The sequence below is a fragment of the Nostoc sp. JL31 genome, assembly GCF_017114965.1.
In the GTDB taxonomy this organism is placed as follows: Bacteria; Cyanobacteriota; Cyanobacteriia; order Cyanobacteriales; family Nostocaceae; genus Nostoc; species Nostoc punctiforme_A.
Genome location: NZ_JABXKO010000032.1, coordinates 1 through 21062 on the forward strand (window position 1 = coordinate 1; position 21062 = coordinate 21062).

Annotated in this window: 22 protein-coding genes; 3 read left to right on the plus strand and 19 right to left on the minus strand. The window is 41.9% G+C overall.

The annotated features are described in order from the left end of the window. Nucleotides 1-770 precede the first annotated feature (770 nt). On the plus strand, nt 771-1394 hold the full coding sequence (locus tag HWQ43_RS05825; protein WP_292731175.1) for a TetR/AcrR family transcriptional regulator: 624 nt from the start codon (nt 771-773) through the stop codon (nt 1392-1394). 151 nt (nt 1395-1545) lie between these two features. Here the strand turns inward: HWQ43_RS05825 and HWQ43_RS05830 are convergent, their stop codons facing one another. The 4 genes from HWQ43_RS05830 to HWQ43_RS05845 form a co-directional block, all read right to left on the minus strand. Beyond that, a complete protein-coding gene (locus tag HWQ43_RS05830; protein WP_292731177.1) occupies nt 1546-2628 on the minus strand; it encodes an ABC transporter ATP-binding protein in 1083 nt (360 codons plus the stop codon). After that, on the minus strand, nt 2625-3323 hold the full coding sequence (locus tag HWQ43_RS05835; RefSeq protein WP_292731179.1) for an ABC transporter permease: 699 nt from the start codon (nt 3321-3323) through the stop codon (nt 2625-2627). The genes HWQ43_RS05830 and HWQ43_RS05835 overlap by 4 nt, the downstream gene beginning before the upstream one ends. A gap of 83 nt (nt 3324-3406) precedes the next feature. After that, nucleotides 3407-4288 (minus strand): substrate-binding domain-containing protein, encoded by an 882-nt coding sequence (locus HWQ43_RS05840; protein ID WP_292731181.1) that lies wholly within the window; start codon nt 4286-4288, stop codon nt 3407-3409. 380 nt (nt 4289-4668) lie between these two features. Continuing rightward, nucleotides 4669-4899 (minus strand): hypothetical protein, encoded by a 231-nt coding sequence (locus HWQ43_RS05845; RefSeq protein WP_179069589.1) that lies wholly within the window; start codon nt 4897-4899, stop codon nt 4669-4671. Between the two features lie 432 nt (nt 4900-5331). On the opposite strand from HWQ43_RS05845, the gene HWQ43_RS05850 reads away from it, so the two are divergent. After that, a complete protein-coding gene (locus HWQ43_RS05850) occupies nt 5332-5592 on the plus strand; it encodes a hypothetical protein (protein ID WP_292731183.1) in 261 nt (86 codons plus the stop codon). Next, nucleotides 5585-6004: a hypothetical protein gene (locus HWQ43_RS05855; protein ID WP_292731185.1), complete on the plus strand. Its 420-nt coding sequence runs from the start codon at nt 5585-5587 to the stop codon at nt 6002-6004. The genes HWQ43_RS05850 and HWQ43_RS05855 overlap by 8 nt, the downstream gene beginning before the upstream one ends. A gap of 47 nt (nt 6005-6051) precedes the next feature. Here the strand turns inward: HWQ43_RS05855 and HWQ43_RS05860 are convergent, their stop codons facing one another. The 15 genes from HWQ43_RS05860 to nifH all read right to left on the minus strand — a co-directional run bounded on the left by HWQ43_RS05860 (nt 6052) and on the right by nifH (nt 20074). Continuing rightward, complete coding sequence (locus tag HWQ43_RS05860) at nt 6052-6636, minus strand: heme-copper oxidase subunit III (protein WP_292731187.1); 585 nt, start codon at nt 6634-6636, stop codon at nt 6052-6054. A 161-nt stretch (nt 6637-6797) separates the two neighbouring features. After that, complete coding sequence (gene ctaD, locus HWQ43_RS05865; protein WP_292731188.1) at nt 6798-8444, minus strand: cytochrome c oxidase subunit I; 1647 nt, start codon at nt 8442-8444, stop codon at nt 6798-6800. A 142-nt stretch (nt 8445-8586) separates the two neighbouring features. Then, nucleotides 8587-9549 (minus strand): cytochrome c oxidase subunit II, encoded by a 963-nt coding sequence (locus tag HWQ43_RS05870; protein ID WP_292731205.1) that lies wholly within the window; start codon nt 9547-9549, stop codon nt 8587-8589. 132 nt (nt 9550-9681) lie between these two features. Then, a complete protein-coding gene (locus tag HWQ43_RS05875; protein WP_292731190.1) occupies nt 9682-10287 on the minus strand; it encodes a DUF2231 domain-containing protein in 606 nt (201 codons plus the stop codon). Next, nucleotides 10284-10778: a DUF2231 domain-containing protein gene (locus tag HWQ43_RS05880; RefSeq protein WP_094332480.1), complete on the minus strand. Its 495-nt coding sequence runs from the start codon at nt 10776-10778 to the stop codon at nt 10284-10286. Before HWQ43_RS05880 ends, HWQ43_RS05875 begins: the two co-directional genes overlap by 4 nt. Nucleotides 10779-11143: 365 nt before the next feature. Continuing rightward, nucleotides 11144-11707 (minus strand): ISAs1 family transposase, encoded by a 564-nt coding sequence (locus HWQ43_RS05885; protein WP_292731193.1) that lies wholly within the window; start codon nt 11705-11707, stop codon nt 11144-11146. A 270-nt stretch (nt 11708-11977) separates the two neighbouring features. Next, on the minus strand, nt 11978-12478 hold the full coding sequence (locus HWQ43_RS05890; RefSeq protein ID WP_292731207.1) for a phosphate-starvation-inducible PsiE family protein: 501 nt from the start codon (nt 12476-12478) through the stop codon (nt 11978-11980). A 139-nt stretch (nt 12479-12617) separates the two neighbouring features. Further along, nucleotides 12618-12845 carry a hypothetical protein gene (locus HWQ43_RS05895; RefSeq protein ID WP_292731195.1) on the minus strand — a complete coding sequence of 76 codons (228 nt, stop codon included), beginning with the start codon at nt 12843-12845 and terminating at the stop codon, nt 12618-12620. 626 nt (nt 12846-13471) lie between these two features. Further along, nucleotides 13472-14293: an NADPH-dependent oxidoreductase gene (locus HWQ43_RS05900; protein WP_292731197.1), complete on the minus strand. Its 822-nt coding sequence runs from the start codon at nt 14291-14293 to the stop codon at nt 13472-13474. 164 nt (nt 14294-14457) lie between these two features. After that, the gene (locus tag HWQ43_RS05905) at nt 14458-15171 is read right to left on the minus strand and encodes a 2OG-Fe(II) oxygenase (protein ID WP_292731199.1); all 714 of its coding nucleotides are present in this window, start codon (nt 15169-15171) and stop codon (nt 14458-14460) included. Between the two features lie 363 nt (nt 15172-15534). Then, complete coding sequence (locus HWQ43_RS05910) at nt 15535-15696, minus strand: CopG family transcriptional regulator (protein WP_292731201.1); 162 nt, start codon at nt 15694-15696, stop codon at nt 15535-15537. Nucleotides 15697-15843: 147 nt separating this feature from the next. Next, nucleotides 15844-16962 (minus strand): homocitrate synthase, encoded by a 1119-nt coding sequence (nifV, locus tag HWQ43_RS05915; protein ID WP_292731202.1) that lies wholly within the window; start codon nt 16960-16962, stop codon nt 15844-15846. 150 nt (nt 16963-17112) lie between these two features. Then, nucleotides 17113-18366, minus strand: a complete 1254-nt coding sequence (locus HWQ43_RS05920) for a substrate-binding domain-containing protein (RefSeq protein WP_292731203.1) — start codon at nt 18364-18366, stop codon at nt 17113-17115. A 255-nt stretch (nt 18367-18621) separates the two neighbouring features. Continuing rightward, a complete protein-coding gene (locus HWQ43_RS05925; protein WP_094344901.1) occupies nt 18622-19008 on the minus strand; it encodes a hypothetical protein in 387 nt (128 codons plus the stop codon). Nucleotides 19009-19174: 166 nt separating this feature from the next. Further along, nucleotides 19175-20074, minus strand: coding sequence for a nitrogenase iron protein (gene nifH / locus HWQ43_RS05930; RefSeq protein WP_179076559.1), 900 nt, complete (start codon nt 20072-20074; stop codon nt 19175-19177). Nucleotides 20075-21062: the final 988 nt, after the last annotated feature.

Below are 21062 nucleotides of genomic sequence, written 5' to 3' on the forward strand. Positions count from 1 at the left end.
TTATCAACCTGGGAAAATAATAATAGTAAAGCTGATAACAATTAGCTGAATTAATATTGCAAAATAGCCAGAACTCCAGTTTAGAATAGACAGTTCTGTATAGATTTAAATTAATCCCAATTATTCTAGATAGAAGACTTTTAGTCAAGAGAATAGACAGACTATTCTAACTGGAAGTGAAGAGATAAATGATTTAATTTCTGTCCTGACTATAGATATCTCAGCAAGGAAAAATCGACGATATTTTCTCAACTTTCAACAACAGAATAACGCAATTATCGGCTTTGAAGCTCTCGATATGATGACTAATTGTAACCACGAATACTCTTTGTAAATTAATTCCTCAGCGCAAGTAAATTGGCCAGATGTATGATATTCTTGATTTATAGGGAATCTAAACCACTTCACGCACAAAGGATCTCCAAGCACTTGCGCTGTAGTGATGAAGCCAAATCCCATAAGTTAACCAATTGTTTGATGAACTGATGGTCTTGCTCCACAAGTTTCTGGAGGATTGTGGAAGTAGTTGATCGGTAGCAGTTCTGAAGTTCGGGGGGACTTTGGTCTGCTTGCAGTTCATCAATCACTTTTGGGATAAACCTTTTATTATTTACAGATAGTGTTTTCTTAAATCCTCAGAAATAATCAAAGCTTTGGCGAATGAAAAAATAGAATAAGCAATCGATAAATAATATTATTTGCTATTTAACCAATTGGGTAAAACAAACTTAATTGAACTTCCAGATTAATTAAATAACCTGGTGTTTAAAATGACTAAACCGAAAACAATCCGTAAATCTGTTCGCGATCGCATCCTAAGTACAGCATCAGGTTTGTTTTATCGAGAGGGAATTCGCAATGTCGGTATTGACAGAATCGTTGCAGAATCTGGTGTTGCTAAAATGTCGCTCTACAATCATTTCAAGTCAAAAGATGCATTGATTGAAGCCTGGCTGCGACAACAGGATGAACAATGGTGCGAATGGCTCAAAACCACGATTGAGCAACGAGCTTCTAACCCATCCCAACAACTGTTGGCAATATTTGATGCCCTGCGGGAATGGTTTGAGGGCCCAGATTTCCGAGGTTGTGCATTCATTAATGCTTCAGTGGAACTAGCCAATGCTGACCATCCTGGACATCGAGTGGCATTGGAGCATCAACAATCGATTTACCACTATATCAAGAGTCTAGCTCAAGCCGCAGAAGTTTCATCACCGGAACAGTTAGCTAGGCAACTGCTTCTGTTGGTGCAAGGTGCGATCGTGGTTGCGATGATGGAAGGAAGTTGGTCAACCGCTTCACAGGCTAAAAAAGTCGCGGCAACACTAATTCAGACTGCATCAAAATCCGGTGTTATCGAAACAGTTTTGAATACCCAGTTAGAGTGCTGATTATATTCATAAATCCTAATAAATGCTTGCACCAAATGATGGTTTTAATAAGATAAATACTACCGTGTGTAAAATTTTAGAGTCTTTTGCTAATTGGACTGACTAAATTCTTATTTATCCCACTATTTCTAGTATAAAACCTTCTCTCGTTCTAAACAAAATGTGCATCTCTAGGATTGAATGCCAGCTTAATTATCTCATGGGGATATACATTGCCAAATATATGATTCCGAGGCACTCTGGCGATTAAAGTTTGTTCTCCCACCTTAACCCAGATACTACAAATACCAATACCATTTAAAACCCGTTCTACTAGCCCTTCAATAATTACCGAACACAGTTTATGTCGCATTGAAGAACTTGCATCATAAACATTAAAAGTATCGCCAGATAAACAACATGTAGTAATCGGCTTTGTGATTTCCCCAGGATATAAAAACTCTATCCCGTTTGCAAGTTTGATAAAACTTCCACGGCTACTCTGTTCTACATGGCACGGAATAATATTATCTATTCCTACGAGTCTGGCAAGCTGCTCGTTAGCTGGTCGGCGGATGATGGTTTCCAAGTTATCATCCTGGACAATACAGCCGTCAAATAAAGCGATCGCTCGATCAGCAAAATGCAGTATATCTGTAAAATTATGACTGACTAATATGACTGCTGATCCCCTCGCTTGCGCCCATTGTCTAATTTTCTCAATCATCTGGGGACGTATTCCCACATCTAAAGAGGCAGAAGGCTCATCCAAAAGCAGCAATTCGGAATCAGCAACTAAACCGCAGGCAATACAAACTCGTTTCGCTTCACCACCAGACAGAGAACGAGCTGACTGATTTGCTAAGTGTTCACAGCCAAAAGTTGTCAGTGCAGTATGTACCCTTTGCTTAATCTTGTGTGTTGGTGTGCCGCGAAACTTTAATACCTTGGCAACATTATTAAAAACAGTGTCATCCAGTAGTAAGGTTTCCTGAAAGACCAAAGCCGAACGACGACGCAACAATGTTTTATTGGTATTACGGACATCCTCTCCAAATAACTGCATCTCACCACGGTAAGGTTGCAAAAGATTGATTGTTCTTAACAAAGTGCTTTTACCAGCGCCATTGGGGCCAAGCACAGCGACCAATTCTCCTGGACGGACTGCAAAATTTTCAATTGACAGGATATTTTTACGTGTTTTGCTATCAACGCTAACCTGTCGCATATTCAGGGCATACTCGTTAGTACTCATAGAATTTTCTTGTCATGCTGTAGAATAGTCAGCAACACGATAACGGTGTATGTGATGATCAGAAGAATGTATGCGATCGCCATTGCAACATCGTAATTTCCTTTCCCTACCTCCGTAACGATCGCTGTAGTCAGGACTCTAGTCTGCCCCTTAATATTGCCGCCCACCATCATGGATGCACCAACTTCCGAGATGACGCGACCAAAACCACCCATGATTGCAGCCATTAATCCTAACCGTGCTTCCTTGATTAGCAACCAGTTGGCTTGCCACTGTGTCGCCCCCATTGATAACAGTCGCCAGCGTAGCTTCGGATTAATACTGATAATTGCCGCAAAACTGAAGCCAGCAACAATTGGAAAAGCAATGATGGTTTGGGCGACGATCATAGCTATGGGTGTATAAATCAAATCAAGATTTCCCAATGGGCCAGATCGCCACAAAAACATACTGACGAATAAACCAACTACGACGGGTGGCAATCCCATACCGAAGTTAATCAAACTAGTCAAAGTCTGCTTGCCGATGAAATCCACTAATGCTAGCCACAGTCCTAATGGTAGTCCCAGTAAAACGCTAATGGCTGTAGCTGTTCCAGATACAAACAATGTCATCGTCATGACTTGGAAAACGTCACTATCGCCACTGGTTAATAGCTCAAAAGCTTTGAAAGCTCCTTCGATGATTGTATTCACAAATACAAATCTCTTAAAAAATTGGGAAAGAATACTCAAATATGCAGTAAAGCAACCCTTAACAATCTGATGCCCAAGTTTGTCTAAAAGCCGTAATCTTTCTCCGTTTTACCGGCATCAACATAAAATAGCGGTTGTTTGAACTCTTTTTTCCCGTGGACTGCAATTATTGTCTGTCCTTCAGGAGATAAGACAAAATTAATAAACGCTTTAGCTCCTGCACTATTGACTCTGGGGTATTTCTTAGAATTTACCTCCATCACATGGTACAGATTTAAGAGTTTCTTATCTCCTTGCACCAGTACTGGCAAAGACAGGTTTTTCTTCTGAAATATATATGTCGCCCGATCTGCTAAGGTATATCCTAGTTTTTGATTAGCGACTTGCAAAGTTTGCGCCATTCCTGAACCTGTTTGCTGATACCAAGTGCCAGATGGTGTGATATTTGCCTGTTCCCATAAATCTTTTTCTAGTTTGTTAGTCCCTGAGTCATCACCCCGCGATACAAACAATGCTTGATTTTTAGCAATCAGATTGAACGCTTCCACAGCATTCTTTTTACCTCGGATCTTTGCCTTGTCAGTATCTGGGCCGACAATCACAAAGTCATTGTGCATTACCAAGTGCCGATTAATCACCGCACCACCCTCCAAAACTTTACGTTCGGCTTTCGGTGAATTGACAAATAGCGCGTCAACCTCACCTTTTTCAGCCAGAGCTAAAGCCTGTCCGGTGCCGACTGCAACCTTTTTCAGCCTATATCCTGTTTTCTTTTCAATCGCCGGAACTAAATCATCTAGTAGCCCACTATCCTCAATACTGGTTGTCATTGCCACAATGACATTTCTACTTCCTGAAGACTGTCCAAAAGTTGGCTCTTGGTTGAATATACTACCAAAGCCGATGCAAAGAATCGCCACGAGAATTACCAAATACCCATGACGCAAAGCCCGATGATTGATCATTGCACTCTCCTAGCAATCTGTGCGCCAATATTCTTTACTATAGCAAGCAAAGCTTACATTGAGGAGTATAGGCAAGATTGATTAGGAAAGCAACTATATTTATGTTGTTTTCCAGACAATTTTGATGATGAGAAGAATTCCTGACAAGATGCTGACATCTTAGTTTTTACCCAGCATGGCATTTCTTTAGAAGAACTTGACAAAAGTCCTGGTATAGCTTTACACCGCTTTGTTTCAGTCATTGTGACGTAGTTTAGAGATATTTGGTGGAATGCGATCGCAGTCTTTGATCAACTGCGATCGCAACAGGTTCGTGTCTCCACGATGGATTTAAGAATAGCAACGGTCGGCATTCAGGTAGCCCTAGATATTAAAGGAGGCTATTCTCCTGGCATCAGTAAGCGGTAAAGGAAGTTTTTACTTACTTGGTTCTGTCTAGCCATTTCTAGAAGTAGTATATCTCCATTTTTGAGGAGGACGAAAAAGCATTGAGCATCGAGGTAATCATCGTTGCGTAATCCTTCATCAGCTACCTTGGTTTCCTCTATCTCTTCATAGTTCAAGTAATGCTCTTTGTCCTCAACGTCTACTACATTAAATACGATCGGCATTGCTTTTAAAGTATAAGAGTACATTGTCGAGCATAAATCCTATAGTTGCTTTAAGTCTGTTGGTTTAGTTGCAAAATATAACCCTACTGGGATGTTTTGGGAGGGTTCTAAATTAGGCAACTTGGAACTAATCAAGGCAATCAAAGCACGCTTTAAAATGTCGATTTTGCGTTATCGATTGTTAGTTTTCATTAAAAAGCGGATGCTTTGTCTGTGTTTCCTAGTCACGCTCTTTTAGGGCTGATTTCAAACGCTGTCAGAGTGAGATAATTCTTTAAGCAAAGGTACAAGTTCATCAAGAGGCATAAGTTATTTGATGAATTTGGGTTGCATCTATTTTAGAGTCTTTCCTTAGCATATTTGCGATCGCCTGAGAAAGTGCTGATGTGTGACTGAGCTAAACTAAACGTATATCATCTCAAAATAAGCAATATGGCTCTGGGCGAAATTTTACCAACTGTCAGTCAACTATCTCATCAAGATAAACTTCGACTAATCCACTTTCTCCTTCTTGCAGTTGCGAAAGAAGAAGGATACAGCTTAGAAGATACTGAAGATAGTGATTCAACCAAAGCACTTCTAAATCAACTGGCATCAACTCAAGGAGTTGTCTGGTCTCCTCAAGCAGATCCTGAAGCAATTCAAGCATTATCAGACCTGCTAGTGGCAGCACAGGGAGCCGCCAATGCTTGATGGCCATCGCTTTCTGTTCACGGAGCGAAACGATAGTCAAGGGCGATCGAGCGTTATGCCATGTTTGCCCTTAACCCCTACCAACGGAAGCCGTTCTACAGAAGCGATCGCACTGTTAGATACAGGTGCGAGTGTTAATGTTCTACCTTACGAAATTGGCTTACAGTTAGGAGCAGTCTGGCAAGAGCAGACCGTCCCTATTCAGTTGACTGGGAATTTGGCTCTTAATGAGGCACGAGGCTTAGTGCTGTCTGGTCAAGTTGCTCCGTTCTCGCCTATCTTGCTTGCATTTGCCTGGACTCAATCGAAAGATACACCTATAATCCTGGGACACATGAACTTTTTTGCAGAGTTTAACGTGTGTTTTTATCGACACGAGTTAGCGTTTGAAGTTTGTCCAAGAGCAAAGTGAAGGGTGTTGCATAACCAGCAGCCCAATAAGTGGCTAACAACAAAGTGTCATTGCCAGATATAAATCAGAACAAACAAAACAATCCAGATGACATCGACGAAGTGCCAGAAAATAGAAGTGGCATTTACACCAAAATGACCTGTGTCGTAGTTACCAGGAATGAAAGAGCGACCAAAAACAAGTATCTGCAACAAAATGCCAGTGAGAACGTGCAAACCGTGGAAACCTGTCAGTAAGTAGAACATTCCACCAAAAACACCTGTGGTAAAGCCAAAAGAAAGATGGCTCCATTCGATCGCTTGTCCGACTAAAAAGTAAGATCCCATTGCGATCGAAAGCATTAGAAACTGGCGAAATGTTATCAAGTCGTGGCGTGCAAGGGCGCGTTCTGCCAAGTAGATGACAAAGCTACTAGAAACAAGAATTATCGTATTAATTGCCGGATCTCTAACTTCCAGTCCATAAACACCAGATGGTAGCCAGTCAGGATTTGCTGTTTTATAGACAATATATGCTGTAAAAAAACCGAGAAAAATGAAAGTCTCTGACAGCAAGAAGACAATGAAGCCAAACATCTTGCTGCCTTCTTCATCATGGGTATGCTCGTGTGAGGGATTGATGGAACTGTCCATTGCTTGAAACTCCTATATATTTATCTCACGCAGAGGCGCAGAGAAAGAAAAGAGAAGTAGTAGTTTGCGATCGCGTAATACCTCACCTAAAACTCTCTGCGTCCCTCTGCGTGAACCTCTGCGTACCTTTGCGTTTAAAAATCAACTATTTGGCCTGCTCTCTAATGCTCGGCTACCAATGGTTCAGATTTACCGTAGCCGTAGGGTTCACTTACAACAACTGGAATTTCCTCAAAGTTCTCGACAGGAGGTGGTGAAGAAATTAACCACTCCAGTCCAATTGCTCGCCAAGGATTTTTCGATGCTTGTTCGCCATGTATCCAAGAACCAATCATATTCAGAATGAAGGGTAAGGTAGACACACCTAGCAGAAATCCTCCGATACTGGCGATAATATTCCAGAATTCATACTCTGGCGCATAAGAAGAAACTCGACGCAACATTCCCTGTAATCCTAATGGGTGCATTGGGAAGAAGTTGAGGTTAGTGCCAATGAATGCCAGCCAGAAGTGCAACTTGCCCAAGCCTTCATAGTACATACGTCCAGTCATCTTGGGGAACCAGAAGTAAATAGCAGCAAACATCCCCATTGTTACCGTGCCATATAGAACATAGTGGAAGTGACCCACCACATAGTAAGTGTTGTTGACATGGACATCAATGGGAACAGAGGAAAGGGTGATGCCACTGATACCTGCAAACACAAACATTATTAATGCACCAAACGCAAACAGCATTGGTGTATCAAATCGTAGCTTGCCACCCCAAATCGTTGCAGTCCAGGCAAACACCTTAATGCCAGTGGGGACAGAAACAAACATTGTTGTGAGCATGAAAAACAGCCGCATCCAGCCTGGAGTAACACTGACGTATAGATGGTGTACCCAGACTATACCGCTAACTCCAGCAATCAGGAGTGATGAAATAGCGACAATCTTATAGCCAAACAGAGGTTTGCGAGCAAAAACAGGGAATATCTCTGAAAAGACTCCAAAAACCGGGAGAATGATCACGTAAACAGCAGGGTGGGAGTAGAACCAGAAAAAGTGCTGAAATAGAACTGGGTCGCCTCCCTTGGCGGGGTCAAAAAAGCTAGTTCCAACTGTTAAGTCGAGTAAAAGCATGACTGCACCTGCTGTTAAGACAGGTAGTCCAAACAGTTGGATAATCTGGGCACTGAATACGTTCCAAACAAAGATGGGTGTACGGAAGGGTGTCATCCCAGGTGCGCGCATCTTAACAATCGTGGTGACAAAGTTAATAGCCCCCATAATTGAGGAAACACCTGATATGGCCACTGCTAGAAGCCAGATTACTTCACCATTGATTAAGTTGCCTGTCGGGTTTTGCAAGCTGACGGGAGGATATGACCACCAACCGGCTTGCGCTGGCCCACCGGGTACAAAGAAGCTGGCCATCAGTAGGATAGCAGCGATCGGTATCATCCAGAAGGCAACAGCATTGAGTCTGGGAAACGCCATATCTCGCGCCCCAATCATCAGAGGTACAAGATAGTTAGCAAAACCTGTGAGTATGGGGAATGTCCATCCAAATAGCATCACAGTGCCGTGCATGGTGAACATTGCATTATAAACACTACGGTCAACTAGGTCTGATTCTGGGGTAATCAATTCCCCACGAATGATCATTGCAAATATGCCACCAACTAAAAAGAGAATGAAAGCGGTAACAATATACTGAATACCGATAACTTTGTGGTCTGTGCTGAAGCTAAAGTATTGCCTCCAGTCTGCTCTCGGTTCCTGTTCAGGTGCGTCACCAATGTCTTCAACGGAAATATTTGTCATTTGTCTTTTATCCTTTGTTTTTTGTCACTTGTCATTTGTCACTTGTCCTACCCTGCGGGAAGCCGCTAAGGCGTCTATGTCATTTGTCCAAAACCAACAACTAATGACCAATGACTAATGACCAATGACCAATGACCAATGACTAATTGCTGTAATTAACTACAGGGGCTTGTGCGGGTGTTACCGTAACCCAGCCTTTGATTAGTTCTTTTGATTCTTGGGCGTATTCGGAAGCTGCTTGATTATTTGCAGTACATGGTTTACGATTTGCTGCCTCTGCAAGCCACTTCTTGTAATCTTCAGGAGACTCGACAACAACATTTGCCCGCATGGTTGCAAAGTAAGTACCGCTAAATTCGGAATCGGTCAATTGATATTTGCCAATGCGGATAGGAGTGAATTCAAAGTCAATGTTGCGGTTGGGAATAATGTCTTGCTTGACTCGGAAAGCCGGAATATAAAAGCCGTGGAGAACATCCTCAGATTGCATTGCTAGACGGATGCGATGATTGACGGGTAAATGTAGTTCGGTGCTGGTAATTCCTGTTTTTGGATAGCGGAAAACCCAAGCCCACTGTTTGGCATTAACTTCAATGTCTTCAAATGGGATTACATTTGATGTAGCATCAGTTGATACAATTGAGGAAGTCGGGGAGGCGGAAACTATGCCTACATCTCCGTTAATTGGTGCAGCAGATGCCGATTTCATCCCTATTGGAATATGCAGATGCATAGCTTCCATTGGGCCTTGAATCCCCATTTGTTCGTAGATTTCGTAGCTGTAAGTGGCAATCCAAAACACTAGCAATACAGGAATTGCAGTCCAGACAATTTCTAGTGTGATATTTACTTCAATTGGAGGGCCATCGCTGGTATCATACTTCTCTGCTCGATGGAAAATTGCTGAGTAGATGAGTGTTCCTGTGACTCCAAGGAAGATAAATGCTCCTAGCGTGATTAAGAAACTAAACAACTTATCGACAAGCTGCGATTCTGCTGCGGCTTGAGGAGGCATCCAGGAATACGTCCACTGCCCTATCCAAAGACTAACAGCAGTTAAGGCGATCGCGATCGCACTCAAGATCAAAATATTTCGGATTTTCATAGCCATAAAAGTCATTGGTCATTGGTCATTGGTCATTAATCATTAGTCATTGGTCATTAGTTATTTACAAGGGACAAATGACATAGACGCCTTAGCGGCTTCCCGCAGGGTAGGACAAATGACTAACATTGATTACTTCAGCAGTAAGTTGGGGTTTTTGCCCAAGCGCAACAACATATCAGCAGTATTGTGAACTCCAAACTCAGCAGCTAAGTGCGCCCCTAGCGTTCCGTGGATGAACATGATGAACATAATGAACACTCCAGAAACTAAATAAGTCCACTGCACTTGTTGACTGTCATCCTGACGCCAAATATAACGCTGAAATCCTCTCCAAATAGCCATCCCAAGAATCAGCGCTAGTAGAAAAACACCACCCACTCCATGCCAAAGCATTGTTTCCATAGCTGACAATCCCCAGGCACTCTTTACTCCAGTGAGTGGTTCTGCCAACATGATTTCGTAAAAACCTGCTGCTACCGTAAAAATTGTGATGAGTGCCGAACCTAGCATATTGTACCAGCCAGCATCAAAGAAGCTAGAACGAGTGGCAGGAACTGCTAAAAACTTGAAGATTGGTTGTTGTAGAGGGAAGAATGCACCAATCAAATCAAAGGTAATGCCAAGGATGAACAAACCTATAGTGAGATGAACTAAATTTGGGTGAATGGGTATAGTGTAGGGCAACCCATTTGCTCCCATCTGAGTCTTTAATTGCTCAATAACTTCAGGGTTCATTGCAGTAAGCCCTCCTTTATAGCTTCAACAACTGGTACAGTGTGCAACCCATATACCCAAACCAATTCATCTCCGAAATACACTTGTATGCCTACCAAAACAGTCAAAAGTAGACTTGCTGCTAGGTAATAAACTGATATCTTTTCTGGAGTGCGGCAATGAATCACGTAACGCCAAGCTGTAATAGCTGCCAGAATTCCTGCAAGTGACCAGCCAAGGAGCGTATGTAAATTAAGTACTGGTTGAGCTGCGTTATAAGGTTGTGCTAAACCTGCTTCAAATTGACCAAAAATAACGGCGATGAAGATGGAGATTGTAGCGAAAAACATATTCCACCAACTCACCTCAAAAAGACGGTAGTTGCTAGTAAAGTATCCAATGACATCACACACGAAGGCAAACAACACCATTGCAATCACAAAATGGACAATGATGGGATGTATCGTATCAGGATACGGTAAATTATGGTTATTCAGAAGATTCTCAAGCATGGTATTCTACTGATATGTTAGTTAGTGTTTAGTGCTTAACAATCAATACTTCACAATCTTTTGATTTTTACAACAACTTAGATTGCACTTAAAATCCTTCTAAATAACAACAGCAATTCTGATGAGGAGAATTCTTTCACAGAGTAGCTTGATTCTGATAGGGAAAAGCTCGCTGGAATGAATATAGAATAGCAAGTTATCGAAAAAGGTTTTACTCGTTGGTAAATGCTGACGAACGAGTTACTACTTTCCATCTGTGAAGTCAAACAATGATGGAGAAATTGGGAGCAGCATTACTTTTACGTATTTTGGAATCATCCTTGGCTGATTGTCTTTGACCGCAATCACGTAATTATTTCCACAGTCTATAGATTAACTGGCAAGTTTTTTTGGCAGTGCAAAGAATCAAAGCTAAATACAGCATTTTTTAGCTCCAAAGCCGCAATTAAATTTTGCACTACTACGATTTCCCTCTCTTCCTTGTTTTGGATCTCTTCCATATTGACTACTACTCCTCTTTTACTCGCAAACACTGTTACGATACTGACAAAATTCTGACATGATTTTTCGTAGTCTTGGACTGTTTCTTTAATGCTTTTACCGTCGATACGACACCACTCAGATTCTTCTATTTCAACGTAGTTTTGCGCCCAGTGATTAAATTTTGTCACCAGTTTATCAAAATCGACTCCCATCGCTATGCGCCTGATAGTTGAGTATGAGGGAACACCGTGCTTTTGTATTTCAAACGTTTTGATTAACGCTCGACGATGCCGTTTGACGAAATCCCCCCACGCACGATACCCAACATATCCACTCATAGTGCCCATTATTACAAACAGCAACACCAACCATAGTGGATGTCTTCGACCATCACTTGTTCTGAAGTCTTCTACTTGCCGCAGATGTTCAATCAGACAAGCACCCATGATTCTTATCCCCTCAACACTTGCAATTTTACCTGTTTTAGGGAATGAAACAGCCCTGCCTGCTCCCTGTCCCTTGTTCTCTTCTATGACTAAATAGGCTTAGGGCATAATAATGTCCAAAGCTCATAAATAGAATTGCTAGTTTTGGAGTGTACTTTATTTTTTTGAAGAACTTTGTACTTTTTATTCTCCATATATAAAGAATATCATACATTTGTTAAAATTACTTGCGTTAACCAACTAATTTTCAAACAGTATTTGTCGTTACAATTAATCATGAACTACAGGATTATCAGCCAATAATTGCATTTTTTCTTTTGTTTCAGTGTAAGGAGTTTTGACCTGTTCAAAAAAGTTAGATACCCAAGGTAAAGCCACAAGAATTCCCGCTAATACTACTAAAAATACTGCAATTCCAAAAATTTGGTCACGGGGAATTTCAAGAACACCGCGTAAAATTACTTCTCTTAAAGCAGAAACCATAGTAATCTCTAGTGCTGCTGCCACGGATGTCCGTTGTTGTTGTATATGATCGATTAACAGGCGGAATAACTCTACCAAAATCAAAATGAACAGGATATCAGATGTTACTTGCCGTAAATCTAATGGACTCAAAAAGGAGAAGAACATATCTCCCAGTCGGATGAGCATCACACAGAATAAACCAAGGCAGAGAGAAATAATAATAAAGTCTTGAAAAAACTCCAGGTTACGTACAATTGTATTTCTTTGTAACCAGTCATTGAAGTTTAAAGTTAGCCCTTTGAGCATCGTATTTCCTAACAGTCTAGATTCATTTATTTCCATAACTGAAATAGTGCTGAGTATCTAGCATCGATTACTCAGCACTTGGAACTGTATTCAATCCCATTTAGCTATGGGGTTCAATTCAGCCCTCAGCCCTGTTAAACTATTTGGAACTGTTGAGTTTCTGTGCGGTTTCGGCAGTTTTCATCTTTGATGCTGCGGTTGTTAAGTTATTCGCAGCCTTGATGATCTCTTGTAAGGTTTCGTTAATCAGATTTTCATCAGGGGGAGCTTCTAATAAGTAAGTTTCTATGAAAATCTCCACTCGACTAACAATTATTTTGCTTTGAGAGCGTAGTCTGTTGAGGTCTTTGGTAGATAGATTATTCATTGTTTGAAGTTCCTTTGGTTTCGCGGGTTAGTTCTACATTTTTGGTCAGCAATTCTCAGTCAAAGAGCGATTCTTACAGGTCAGCCCTTTTTTGAAAGATAAAACTTGCTGGAATACCAATTAAATTGTTCGCCTGTTGACTGCTTAAATGCCTTCAGATTCCCCAAATTTTTACAAAGGTTTCAAGCAGGAGATATTGCTATATCTGACAAGTTAGCGAGTCTATTTTAGGACTTACGTACTGAAAACTAAAGTTTGAGATTGCTTCTCTACGAGAGGCTCCGTGAATGCGATCGCAGCACTTGCAATGAGATAATTTCATGGTGCCTAAGTTCTTATCTATTGCTTAGACTTACGCACCGAAATCATCTTTTGAGACTGAAGTGTAGGGTTTTGAGTCTTGAAGTGTCAAAAGCTTTGGTGCAGATATCAGAAGTTCTCCTCTGGTCGCCGCAGCGTATAGTTTACTTGAGACGAGTAGTCTGTCAAATTCATTTTGATGGTTAAAGAGACGCGAGAAATCGCCGTCTCTACTCTTAATTTATCCATCAATTATTTATTGACAGACTACTAAATATAGGGTGGATGCTTACCCTGTATCTTTGTATTCTGGCTGTTGACTCCTTTTATAACAACTTGAAGCCGAAGTTATTCAGAGTCTCACGCAAATCCTTACACCCTTTTAAATAGTCTAAAGTGGCTATTCGCTCAGCTGAATGTTGCGACCAATCACCAGCGACATTCATCTTTTGTTCAGTGTAGAACTCTTTCATGATATCATTATAGTGAGTGATCGCCTCATCTTGCTCTGCCAATTTATAGGTTTCCCGATGGAATACAGCTGGCTGGGGTAGGCGCGGCTTAACAACAGGTTGTGCTTCAGGATTGGGATAACCCACACACAACCCAAACACAGGGAACACAAAAGGTGGCAAATTCAATAACGTAGCTACCTCTTGAGTACTTTTGCGAAGTGCGCCGATATATACCGTTCCTAAACCAACAGATTCAGCAGCTACGATCGCATTTTGCGCTGCGACTGAAGCATCGACTATTGCTTTAACCAACAGTTCTACGTAATCCAGAGCTACGGGAGTTAGTCCACGACTTAGGGCAACATGAGCCAGACGACCTAAATCTGCTAACCAAACGAAGAATACGGGAGCTTGGTTAATCCATACTTGGTTATTAGCCAGCCTGCATAATTCTGCTTTGCGTTCTTGATCTTCAACTGCTACCACACTCCAGGTTTGCATATTAGCTGAACTAGGAGCAGATTGAGCAGCAGCAACTAGCCATTCTAGGGTTCCTGGTGGTAAAGGATCGGATAGATAAGACCGAACTGAACGGTGAGCTATTAGCGTTTCTAGAGAATCGTTCCAGTCAATTTCGTGATTGAAGGGAACTTCACCGTAGCGCGATCGCAGTAGTTCTGTAGGATTGGTCATAGTCAACTTTTGAACCTGAACACTTTTTGACGATTTCAGAGGGATTACTAACGACGAAAAACGTACCGATTTTAGATTTGGGATTAAAAAAGTTTTTTGGCCAAGTACCGAATGGTCTTTTTCAATCCAAAATTGCAAATCTAAAATCCAAAATTGTTTGATTGCTACGCAGCTAGCTGGGTTTCTCCAAAATCTGAAGTTAGGCGATCTTTCCGAAAAAAAGCAACTCGTAAAGCTAGCCGATACTCAGATGCAGGGCAAGTAAGCGGAGTTACCGTATGCCAAGAATTGTCAGAACGTGCGATCGCAACTGAGGAATCACTAAGGGGTAGAATATCTTGGAAGGCAGATTCCGGATGGGAGTCTTTGAGAATTCGCAAACAGCCTCCCCAGTCTACAGACCATTGTTGATTGAAAAATAGCAGATGAGTTAAAAGTTTGTTTGGCTCGTCTGTATGAGGGTGATGTAACTGTCCTGAGCTATACCGACGAAATCCAATATCCATTACACAGTCTTTTAGTTCCAACCCAGACATTTCAGCTAAAGCTGCACGGTAAGAATCTGTCCACAATCCTTCTATCAACTGTCGCCAGACTTTACTCAGGTGTCTCAAGTCATAAGTAAGTCTGCCTTGTGCCATCCGCTCTCGCCAGCGATTATCGCTAGATTTGAGCATCAAGGAAATATCCTCGCTAGTTGCAAGCATTTTTCCCCAAGAGTATCCATATCCCTCTCCCTCCGACAGGCGAAACTCTTCGTGGGGAAAACTCGCAGTTAGTTCTAAGCTTGCTTCTGGTGAAAGCAGGTTTTTGATCAAAGCCCAATTGTATGGGACTTTTTGCATTGCTGTGGTACGAATGGAATCAAAATTAAGCATGGTAGAAAAAACGCTTTACTAAAATTAACCAATCATGATTACCCTGGACATCAAGTGGTATTGAACTAGAGGCTGGGGACTAGGGAATGGGGATTAGGGACTGAGGACTGAGGACTGAGAAGATTTAAGATGGGAATTTAGATCCCAAGCAAATCTGATTCATATTTTCTTGCCCAGTACCCAGTACTCATTACCCAGTCCCGAAGCACCCTGATCGCAATAATTTTGTAGGATTTGTCATTGTCATAGCCAACTTTTGAACTTGAACGCTTTTTTACGATTTCAGAAGGATTACCAACCTCATTGCAAATTTGTTTAGGTGCAAGACAACTCGCTTTACCGATAGCGGTTCTTCACTACTGCTCAAAATAAGTCCAGATCAACTTCCCCAGGATCAAACTGCTTTCCCTGCTGTTTGAGTGATTGTCCTTGGAGACTACGCAACAGGGAGCGCAAAACATCAGTCTTAGTGCGTTGGAACCGCTTGCAGTACTGCTCTAGAAGTTGCCGTTCTTCTGGAGACAATTGAAAAGTGATTCATCCTTGCTCTTTTCTCGGCATAGCTGCTACCAACATAATTGGTAATATTCTAGCAGTTGGTACAATAACTGCAATCGCTAACCAGAGACGGAATTGTGATGCTTTCTTAACCCTCCCGACTCCGCATTGAGTTCACCTTTGGGGAACAAAACTCAGGAGTTCTTCAACAGTGAGACTGCGCTTAACTTTTACTGACTCATGCTTTACAGCATCCAGCACTGATTGAATTTCTAGCTGACTGAGTATGATTCCATGTTCTTGCAGCACACTGATGATCAGATGCCGACCGGAATGTTTGCCTACTACAAGGCGACGTTCCCAACCAACATCTTCCGGCGCAAACGGTTCGTAAGTACCGGGATTTTGCAACACACCGTGAGCATGAATCCCTGACTCGTGTGCAAAAGTATTTTCACCCACGATCGCTTTCCAGGGAGGAACCGGCCAATTAGCAGCTTTAGCAACTAATCGTGACAGTTCCAGCAACCGTTTTGTATTAATACCCGTTGGGATGTTGTAAAGGTGTTTCAGTGCCATCACCATTTCTTCCAGCGCCGCATTACCTGCGCGTTCGCCAATCCCATTTACTGTAGTGTTAACGGATCGCGCTCCTGCTTCAATACCAGCTAGCGAGTTCGCCATTGCCAGTCCAAAATCATTATGCGTGTGCATTTCTATGGGAATGAATAGATGATGCACAAGGGAGCGAACTTTGCTGTAAGTGTTCAGAGGGTCGAGAATTCCTACAGTGTCACAAAAGCGAAACCGGAAAGCTCCCAACTCTTGAGCATAATACGCCACATCCAATAGAAAAGATGGATCGGCTCTGGAAGAATCTTCTCCGCCAACAGATACAGCTAAACCGCGATCGCAGGCAAAATTAATCGCATCTCGCAGAAGATCCAGCATTACCTGCTGCTTCCCCCCAAACTTGGCGGCAATTTGAATTTCTGAGACAGGAACGGAAATATGCACCCGTTCTAAACCACAATCTATAGATGCCTGGATATCGGACAATTTAGCACGGTTCCAGCCAAGTAATTGGGCATTTAATCCCAGATTAGCGATCGCTCGGATAGATTCTGCTTCTTCTTGCCCCATTGCCGGAACGCCAATTTCTAGTTCTGGAACACCAATGGCATCAAGAAAAGTAGCGATCGCAATTTTTTCTTCAACATTAAAGGCTACACCTGCGGCTTGTTCACCATCTCGCAAGGTTGTATCGTTAATGTGAACTGGATGTTTGTTCATAGTGAAGTGATGATTCATTTTGCAGCTAACTTGTTGGGTGATTTTGATTGACTTGAGGAATTCGTAATTGAAAGACAGAGCAGCTAACTTGAGTTGTGGAAAGTAAAAGACATATTTTTGAACTGGAGGGTAACAATTACGAATTACAAATTACGAAATATTTGCTACAACTTCCCCAATGTTGCTAGTGTCATAGCCGCCGAGAATCTCTAATTGCGATCGCACTAGCTGATGTCCCAAGATACTGAGAAATTGCTTTACTGGTTCTTCTTCCAAGTATTCTTTAATAATCACCAAGTCATATCGCGCCCGATGAAGGGGGATAAATCCCAATCCAAAGGCAGTAGCTATAGATGCGGTACTGATACCTGCATCAGCGATTCCTGAAACTACAGATAAGGCAACATCTTGATGGCTGTGAACGATATGGTCAGATCCTTTAACTTTGTGCAATGGCACTCCTTCTTCTTGGAGTTTTCGTTCTAAAAGCATCCGACTGCCAGAACCTACTTCATGGTTGACAATAGTTGCTCCAAATTCTACTAAGTCGGAAACTATTTTAATTCCCCTTGGGTTTCCTGATGGGACTAACAAACCTTCTTCCCAAACTCCAAGGGTAATCAAAACGGCACTCTTGCCTGTTAAAGCTTCCCGCGCAAAGGGAATGTTATGTTCCCCAGTTTTGGGATCGTATAAGTGCATTCCTGCAATATGAACTTCACCTTTGCACAGACTACGTAATGCAGCCTTGCTGTGGGCGAAACGATAATGAATTCGCAGTTGCGGATGCCAACGTTCAGTTGCTCTTGCCAAGAGGGAAAGCACAGGTGTACAACCAGCAATCACAACTGTATTGTGTAGTTTGTCTATATCATCCAGAATACGAACCAGGATTTTATTTGTAACGTTTTGGCTTTGTGCTTCACCCTCCGATTGACGCTCATTACTAGCTACTTCTGACGCTAATGGCAATTTGCTGATGCTGGGTAACTCTTCCACCCTTACGGATTCCTTAGCATCAGGGTAGATCACTGCAAGCGTCTCACCATCAGCTGGAATCATTTCGATCCGAAAAGCATCATTCCCAACGAGGGGATAAGCTATCCATTGATCCCCAACCCGCGCTAGACTAACTCGTGATTGCTGTTGCTTAGGGACTGATCCCGCAAGAATTGCCTCAACTTCTGGTAAATCTTCTTCAAACCAGAATAAGTCCTCGACTTGGCAGCCAAGAGCCTTGGCTAAACGCAGTGACATAGCAACAGAAGGAGCATATTGCCCTAGTTCCACACCACCAATACTCTGACGAGTTACGCCAGCTATATTAGCTAATTCTTGCTGACTCATACCCAAGCGAGTTCTAATTGACTTCAGGTTATTGCAAAGATTCACATCCAGTTTCATGAGGCTGTATATCTCCGTTAGAAAAAGCCACAGCAGACAAACTTAAATCTGTTGGGTCAATCGCAAGGTTTTCTCGTATTTGCCGCTTTTGTTGTCAGACATATTGATGTTTTGACAATTTTGCTTATTTACCGCAAGTATAGCATACATATCGCTAAAATACTTGCATTTTTGGATACTATTTTAGTGATTTAGCGTAGCTTGCTAACCTACTAGTCATCGCCAACGGTAGCAAGCTACGTCACCAAAAAAAACTTAGTCCGAGTGCGGTAAATCCTGATCTAGATGCCAATTGCCTTTTTTAGTTGGTACTGCCACCCACTGGAGTTCCAACCATAAGATCGGGTTCTTTTCCTTCAACCTTGAGGCGGGATCGCGAATAATGCGTGTGGCATTTATGCAAACAGCCTGACATATCCCCAAATCTTGAGCAACGCCTCTGAAAACATCTTTGTTGTCATTAATTGAGGCAAACAGCATATTAGGATAATAAACAACAAAATGTTGTATAAGTTTTGGAGGGCAGCCCCAGTAAGAGTTTACGAGTTCGACGTGGCAGTACTGGAGCAACTCACCTACTTTAGCACAGCGTTCCTTGACTACGGTGATAAATTTTTGGACTAAAACCTCTTCGGTCAACATAATGAGTTCTCCTCCTTCAATGAGGTAGACGAATTTTGGCGTGGTTCAGAACGCCGATTTCTCAAATGGTGGTAAGAAGTTTACGCAGTTTTTTCTGCTTTTTCGAGTCAGAGATTGCCAATTGCTCCAGACACTTTGTATGAGGGATAACCCCTACTGCATCGTCCTATTCAAGAGGTATCTCCGAAAATGAATCTGCAACCTTTGTAGAGTTTGGGCTAATACCTAATGTTTGGAGGTGTCTAAACAACCCAAACTGTACCAGCAGTTCCTCTAGCTGATCGTTAGACATAGATTTCGGAGTCACAAAATCTGTATTCTGGTCAATTGCCATTGCTAGGTTGCGATAGTGCTGCGCCTGTTCAGACTCAGGAGCATACTCAATCACCGTCTTGCGGTGGAACTCTGCTTGCTGCACCATATTGTCTCTGGGTATGGAGTAGATCATTTGAGTCCCCAGTTTCTCTGCCAGAGCCTCGATCAAATCATCTTCCTCATCGACTTTGCGAGAGTTGCAAATCAATCCTCCCAGACGTATACCACCTATGGGTGCATACTTTTGAATACTTCGGCAGATGTTGTTGACGGTATACATTGCCATAATTTCCCCAGAAGTGATAATGTAAACTTCTTGAGCTTTGCGTTCACGAATGGGCATGACAAATCCACCGCATACCACGTCACCCAGACCGTCATAAAATGTATAATCAAGTCTAACTGCATCATCATAAGCACCAAGTTGTTCCAGCAACCCAATTGATGTCAGAATGCCTCTACCTGCACATCCTACACCAGGTTCCGGCCCACCCGATTCCACACACAGCGTCTTCCCCCATCCCACCTGGCGGAAGTCTTCTAGATTCAAATCATCATCTTCTTCTTTACGCAACGTGTCGAGTACAATCTTCTGGTGGAATCCTCCCAAGAGGAGCCGGGTGGAGTCTGCTTTTGAGTCACACCCTACAACCATCACCTTACGATCCAGATCAGTGAGTCCAGCCACTACATTTTGAGTTGTTGTGGACTTGCCGACTCCCCCTCTTCCATAAATAGCGATTTTCCGCATAAAAACCTCAATAATGGCGCAGACTTATTAATTCGGCTCCCAGATTATGGTCTAATCAAGCAGAGTATTGAATCAAATTGGAGTTGTAAATCTTGAAAGTATTTACTACCCAGTTTGTGACTGAATTGATGCTGTTATATAGTGGACATCAACCGTCTATCCAGCACTATAAATATTGCAGTTATTTGCTAGAAGTTAAACAGCTTCTTACAGATATGGCAGTAAATATTAGCAGGATGCGAGATACAACAAGGGTGCTAAAAATTAGTGACAATCCTGTCACCAAAAATACAAAAAACTTCCACAGATACGGCAGGTGAATGAGAAATTTCTGTTTACTCACAGCAAGACAAGTATTATTTTCGCTGCAAAGAAGATACATAAAAAAATCAGTCCAGCCTACGCTATGGCAACAGCTTCGCCAAACGAAAAACCGATTTTTAGGCGGTTTTGCTCCACTTCGATTAACGTTTTGCCATCACCAATAACTGATGAGGCTGGTCTGATACTCACTTCAAAGGAATCTAAGGAGTTTTTATTCTGGTTTTAGATTCCCTATAAATAAAGAATATCATACATTTGGCCAATTTACTTGCGCTGATTAATTAATTTACAAAGAGTATTCGTGGTTACAATTAGTCATCACGGCAGTTCCTCCTGGGGGAAACCCCCAAGACCGGACTGCCTCATCTAGAGAGCCTCAAAGCCGATAATTGCGTTATTCTGTGGTTGAAAGTTGAGAAAATATCGTCGATTTCTCTTTGGTGAGATATCTATATTGAAGACAGAAATTAAATCATTTGCCTCTTCACTTCCAGTTAGAATAGTCTGTCTACTCTTTTTACTAAAAGTCTTTTATATAGAATGATTGAGATTACTTTGAATCTATACAGAACTGTCTATTATAAACGGGATTAATGACTATTTTGCAATATTAATTCAGCTAATTGTTATCAGCTTTACTATTATTAATTAGAAAGGTTGATAG

Coding starts and splice junctions, on each gene's coding strand:
- HWQ43_RS05825 (WP_292731175.1), top strand. CDS start 771: ATGACTAAACCGAAAACAATCCGTAAATCTGTTCGCGATCGCATCCTA.
- HWQ43_RS05830 (WP_292731177.1), bottom strand. CDS start 2,628: ATGAGTACTAACGAGTATGCCCTGAATATGCGACAGGTTAGCGTTGAT.
- HWQ43_RS05840 (WP_292731181.1), bottom strand. CDS start 4,288: ATGATCAATCATCGGGCTTTGCGTCATGGGTATTTGGTAATTCTCGTG.
- HWQ43_RS05845 (WP_179069589.1), bottom strand. CDS start 4,899: ATGCCGATCGTATTTAATGTAGTAGACGTTGAGGACAAAGAGCATTAC.
- HWQ43_RS05850 (WP_292731183.1), top strand. CDS start 5,332: ATGGCTCTGGGCGAAATTTTACCAACTGTCAGTCAACTATCTCATCAA.
- HWQ43_RS05855 (WP_292731185.1), top strand. CDS start 5,585: ATGCTTGATGGCCATCGCTTTCTGTTCACGGAGCGAAACGATAGTCAA.
- HWQ43_RS05860 (WP_292731187.1), bottom strand. CDS start 6,636: ATGGACAGTTCCATCAATCCCTCACACGAGCATACCCATGATGAAGAA.
- ctaD (WP_292731188.1), bottom strand. CDS start 8,444: ATGACAAATATTTCCGTTGAAGACATTGGTGACGCACCTGAACAGGAA.
- HWQ43_RS05870 (WP_292731205.1), bottom strand. CDS start 9,549: ATGAAAATCCGAAATATTTTGATCTTGAGTGCGATCGCGATCGCCTTA.
- HWQ43_RS05875 (WP_292731190.1), bottom strand. CDS start 10,287: ATGAACCCTGAAGTTATTGAGCAATTAAAGACTCAGATGGGAGCAAAT.
- HWQ43_RS05880 (WP_094332480.1), bottom strand. CDS start 10,778: ATGCTTGAGAATCTTCTGAATAACCATAATTTACCGTATCCTGATACG.
- HWQ43_RS05885 (WP_292731193.1), bottom strand. CDS start 11,707: ATGGGTGCTTGTCTGATTGAACATCTGCGGCAAGTAGAAGACTTCAGA.
- HWQ43_RS05890 (WP_292731207.1), bottom strand. CDS start 12,478: ATGCTCAAAGGGCTAACTTTAAACTTCAATGACTGGTTACAAAGAAAT.
- HWQ43_RS05895 (WP_292731195.1), bottom strand. CDS start 12,845: ATGAATAATCTATCTACCAAAGACCTCAACAGACTACGCTCTCAAAGC.
- HWQ43_RS05900 (WP_292731197.1), bottom strand. CDS start 14,293: ATGACCAATCCTACAGAACTACTGCGATCGCGCTACGGTGAAGTTCCC.
- HWQ43_RS05905 (WP_292731199.1), bottom strand. CDS start 15,171: ATGCTTAATTTTGATTCCATTCGTACCACAGCAATGCAAAAAGTCCCA.
- nifV (WP_292731202.1), bottom strand. CDS start 16,962: ATGAACAAACATCCAGTTCACATTAACGATACAACCTTGCGAGATGGT.
- HWQ43_RS05920 (WP_292731203.1), bottom strand. CDS start 18,366: ATGAAACTGGATGTGAATCTTTGCAATAACCTGAAGTCAATTAGAACT.
- HWQ43_RS05925 (WP_094344901.1), bottom strand. CDS start 19,008: ATGTTGACCGAAGAGGTTTTAGTCCAAAAATTTATCACCGTAGTCAAG.
- nifH (WP_179076559.1), bottom strand. CDS start 20,074: ATGCGGAAAATCGCTATTTATGGAAGAGGGGGAGTCGGCAAGTCCACA.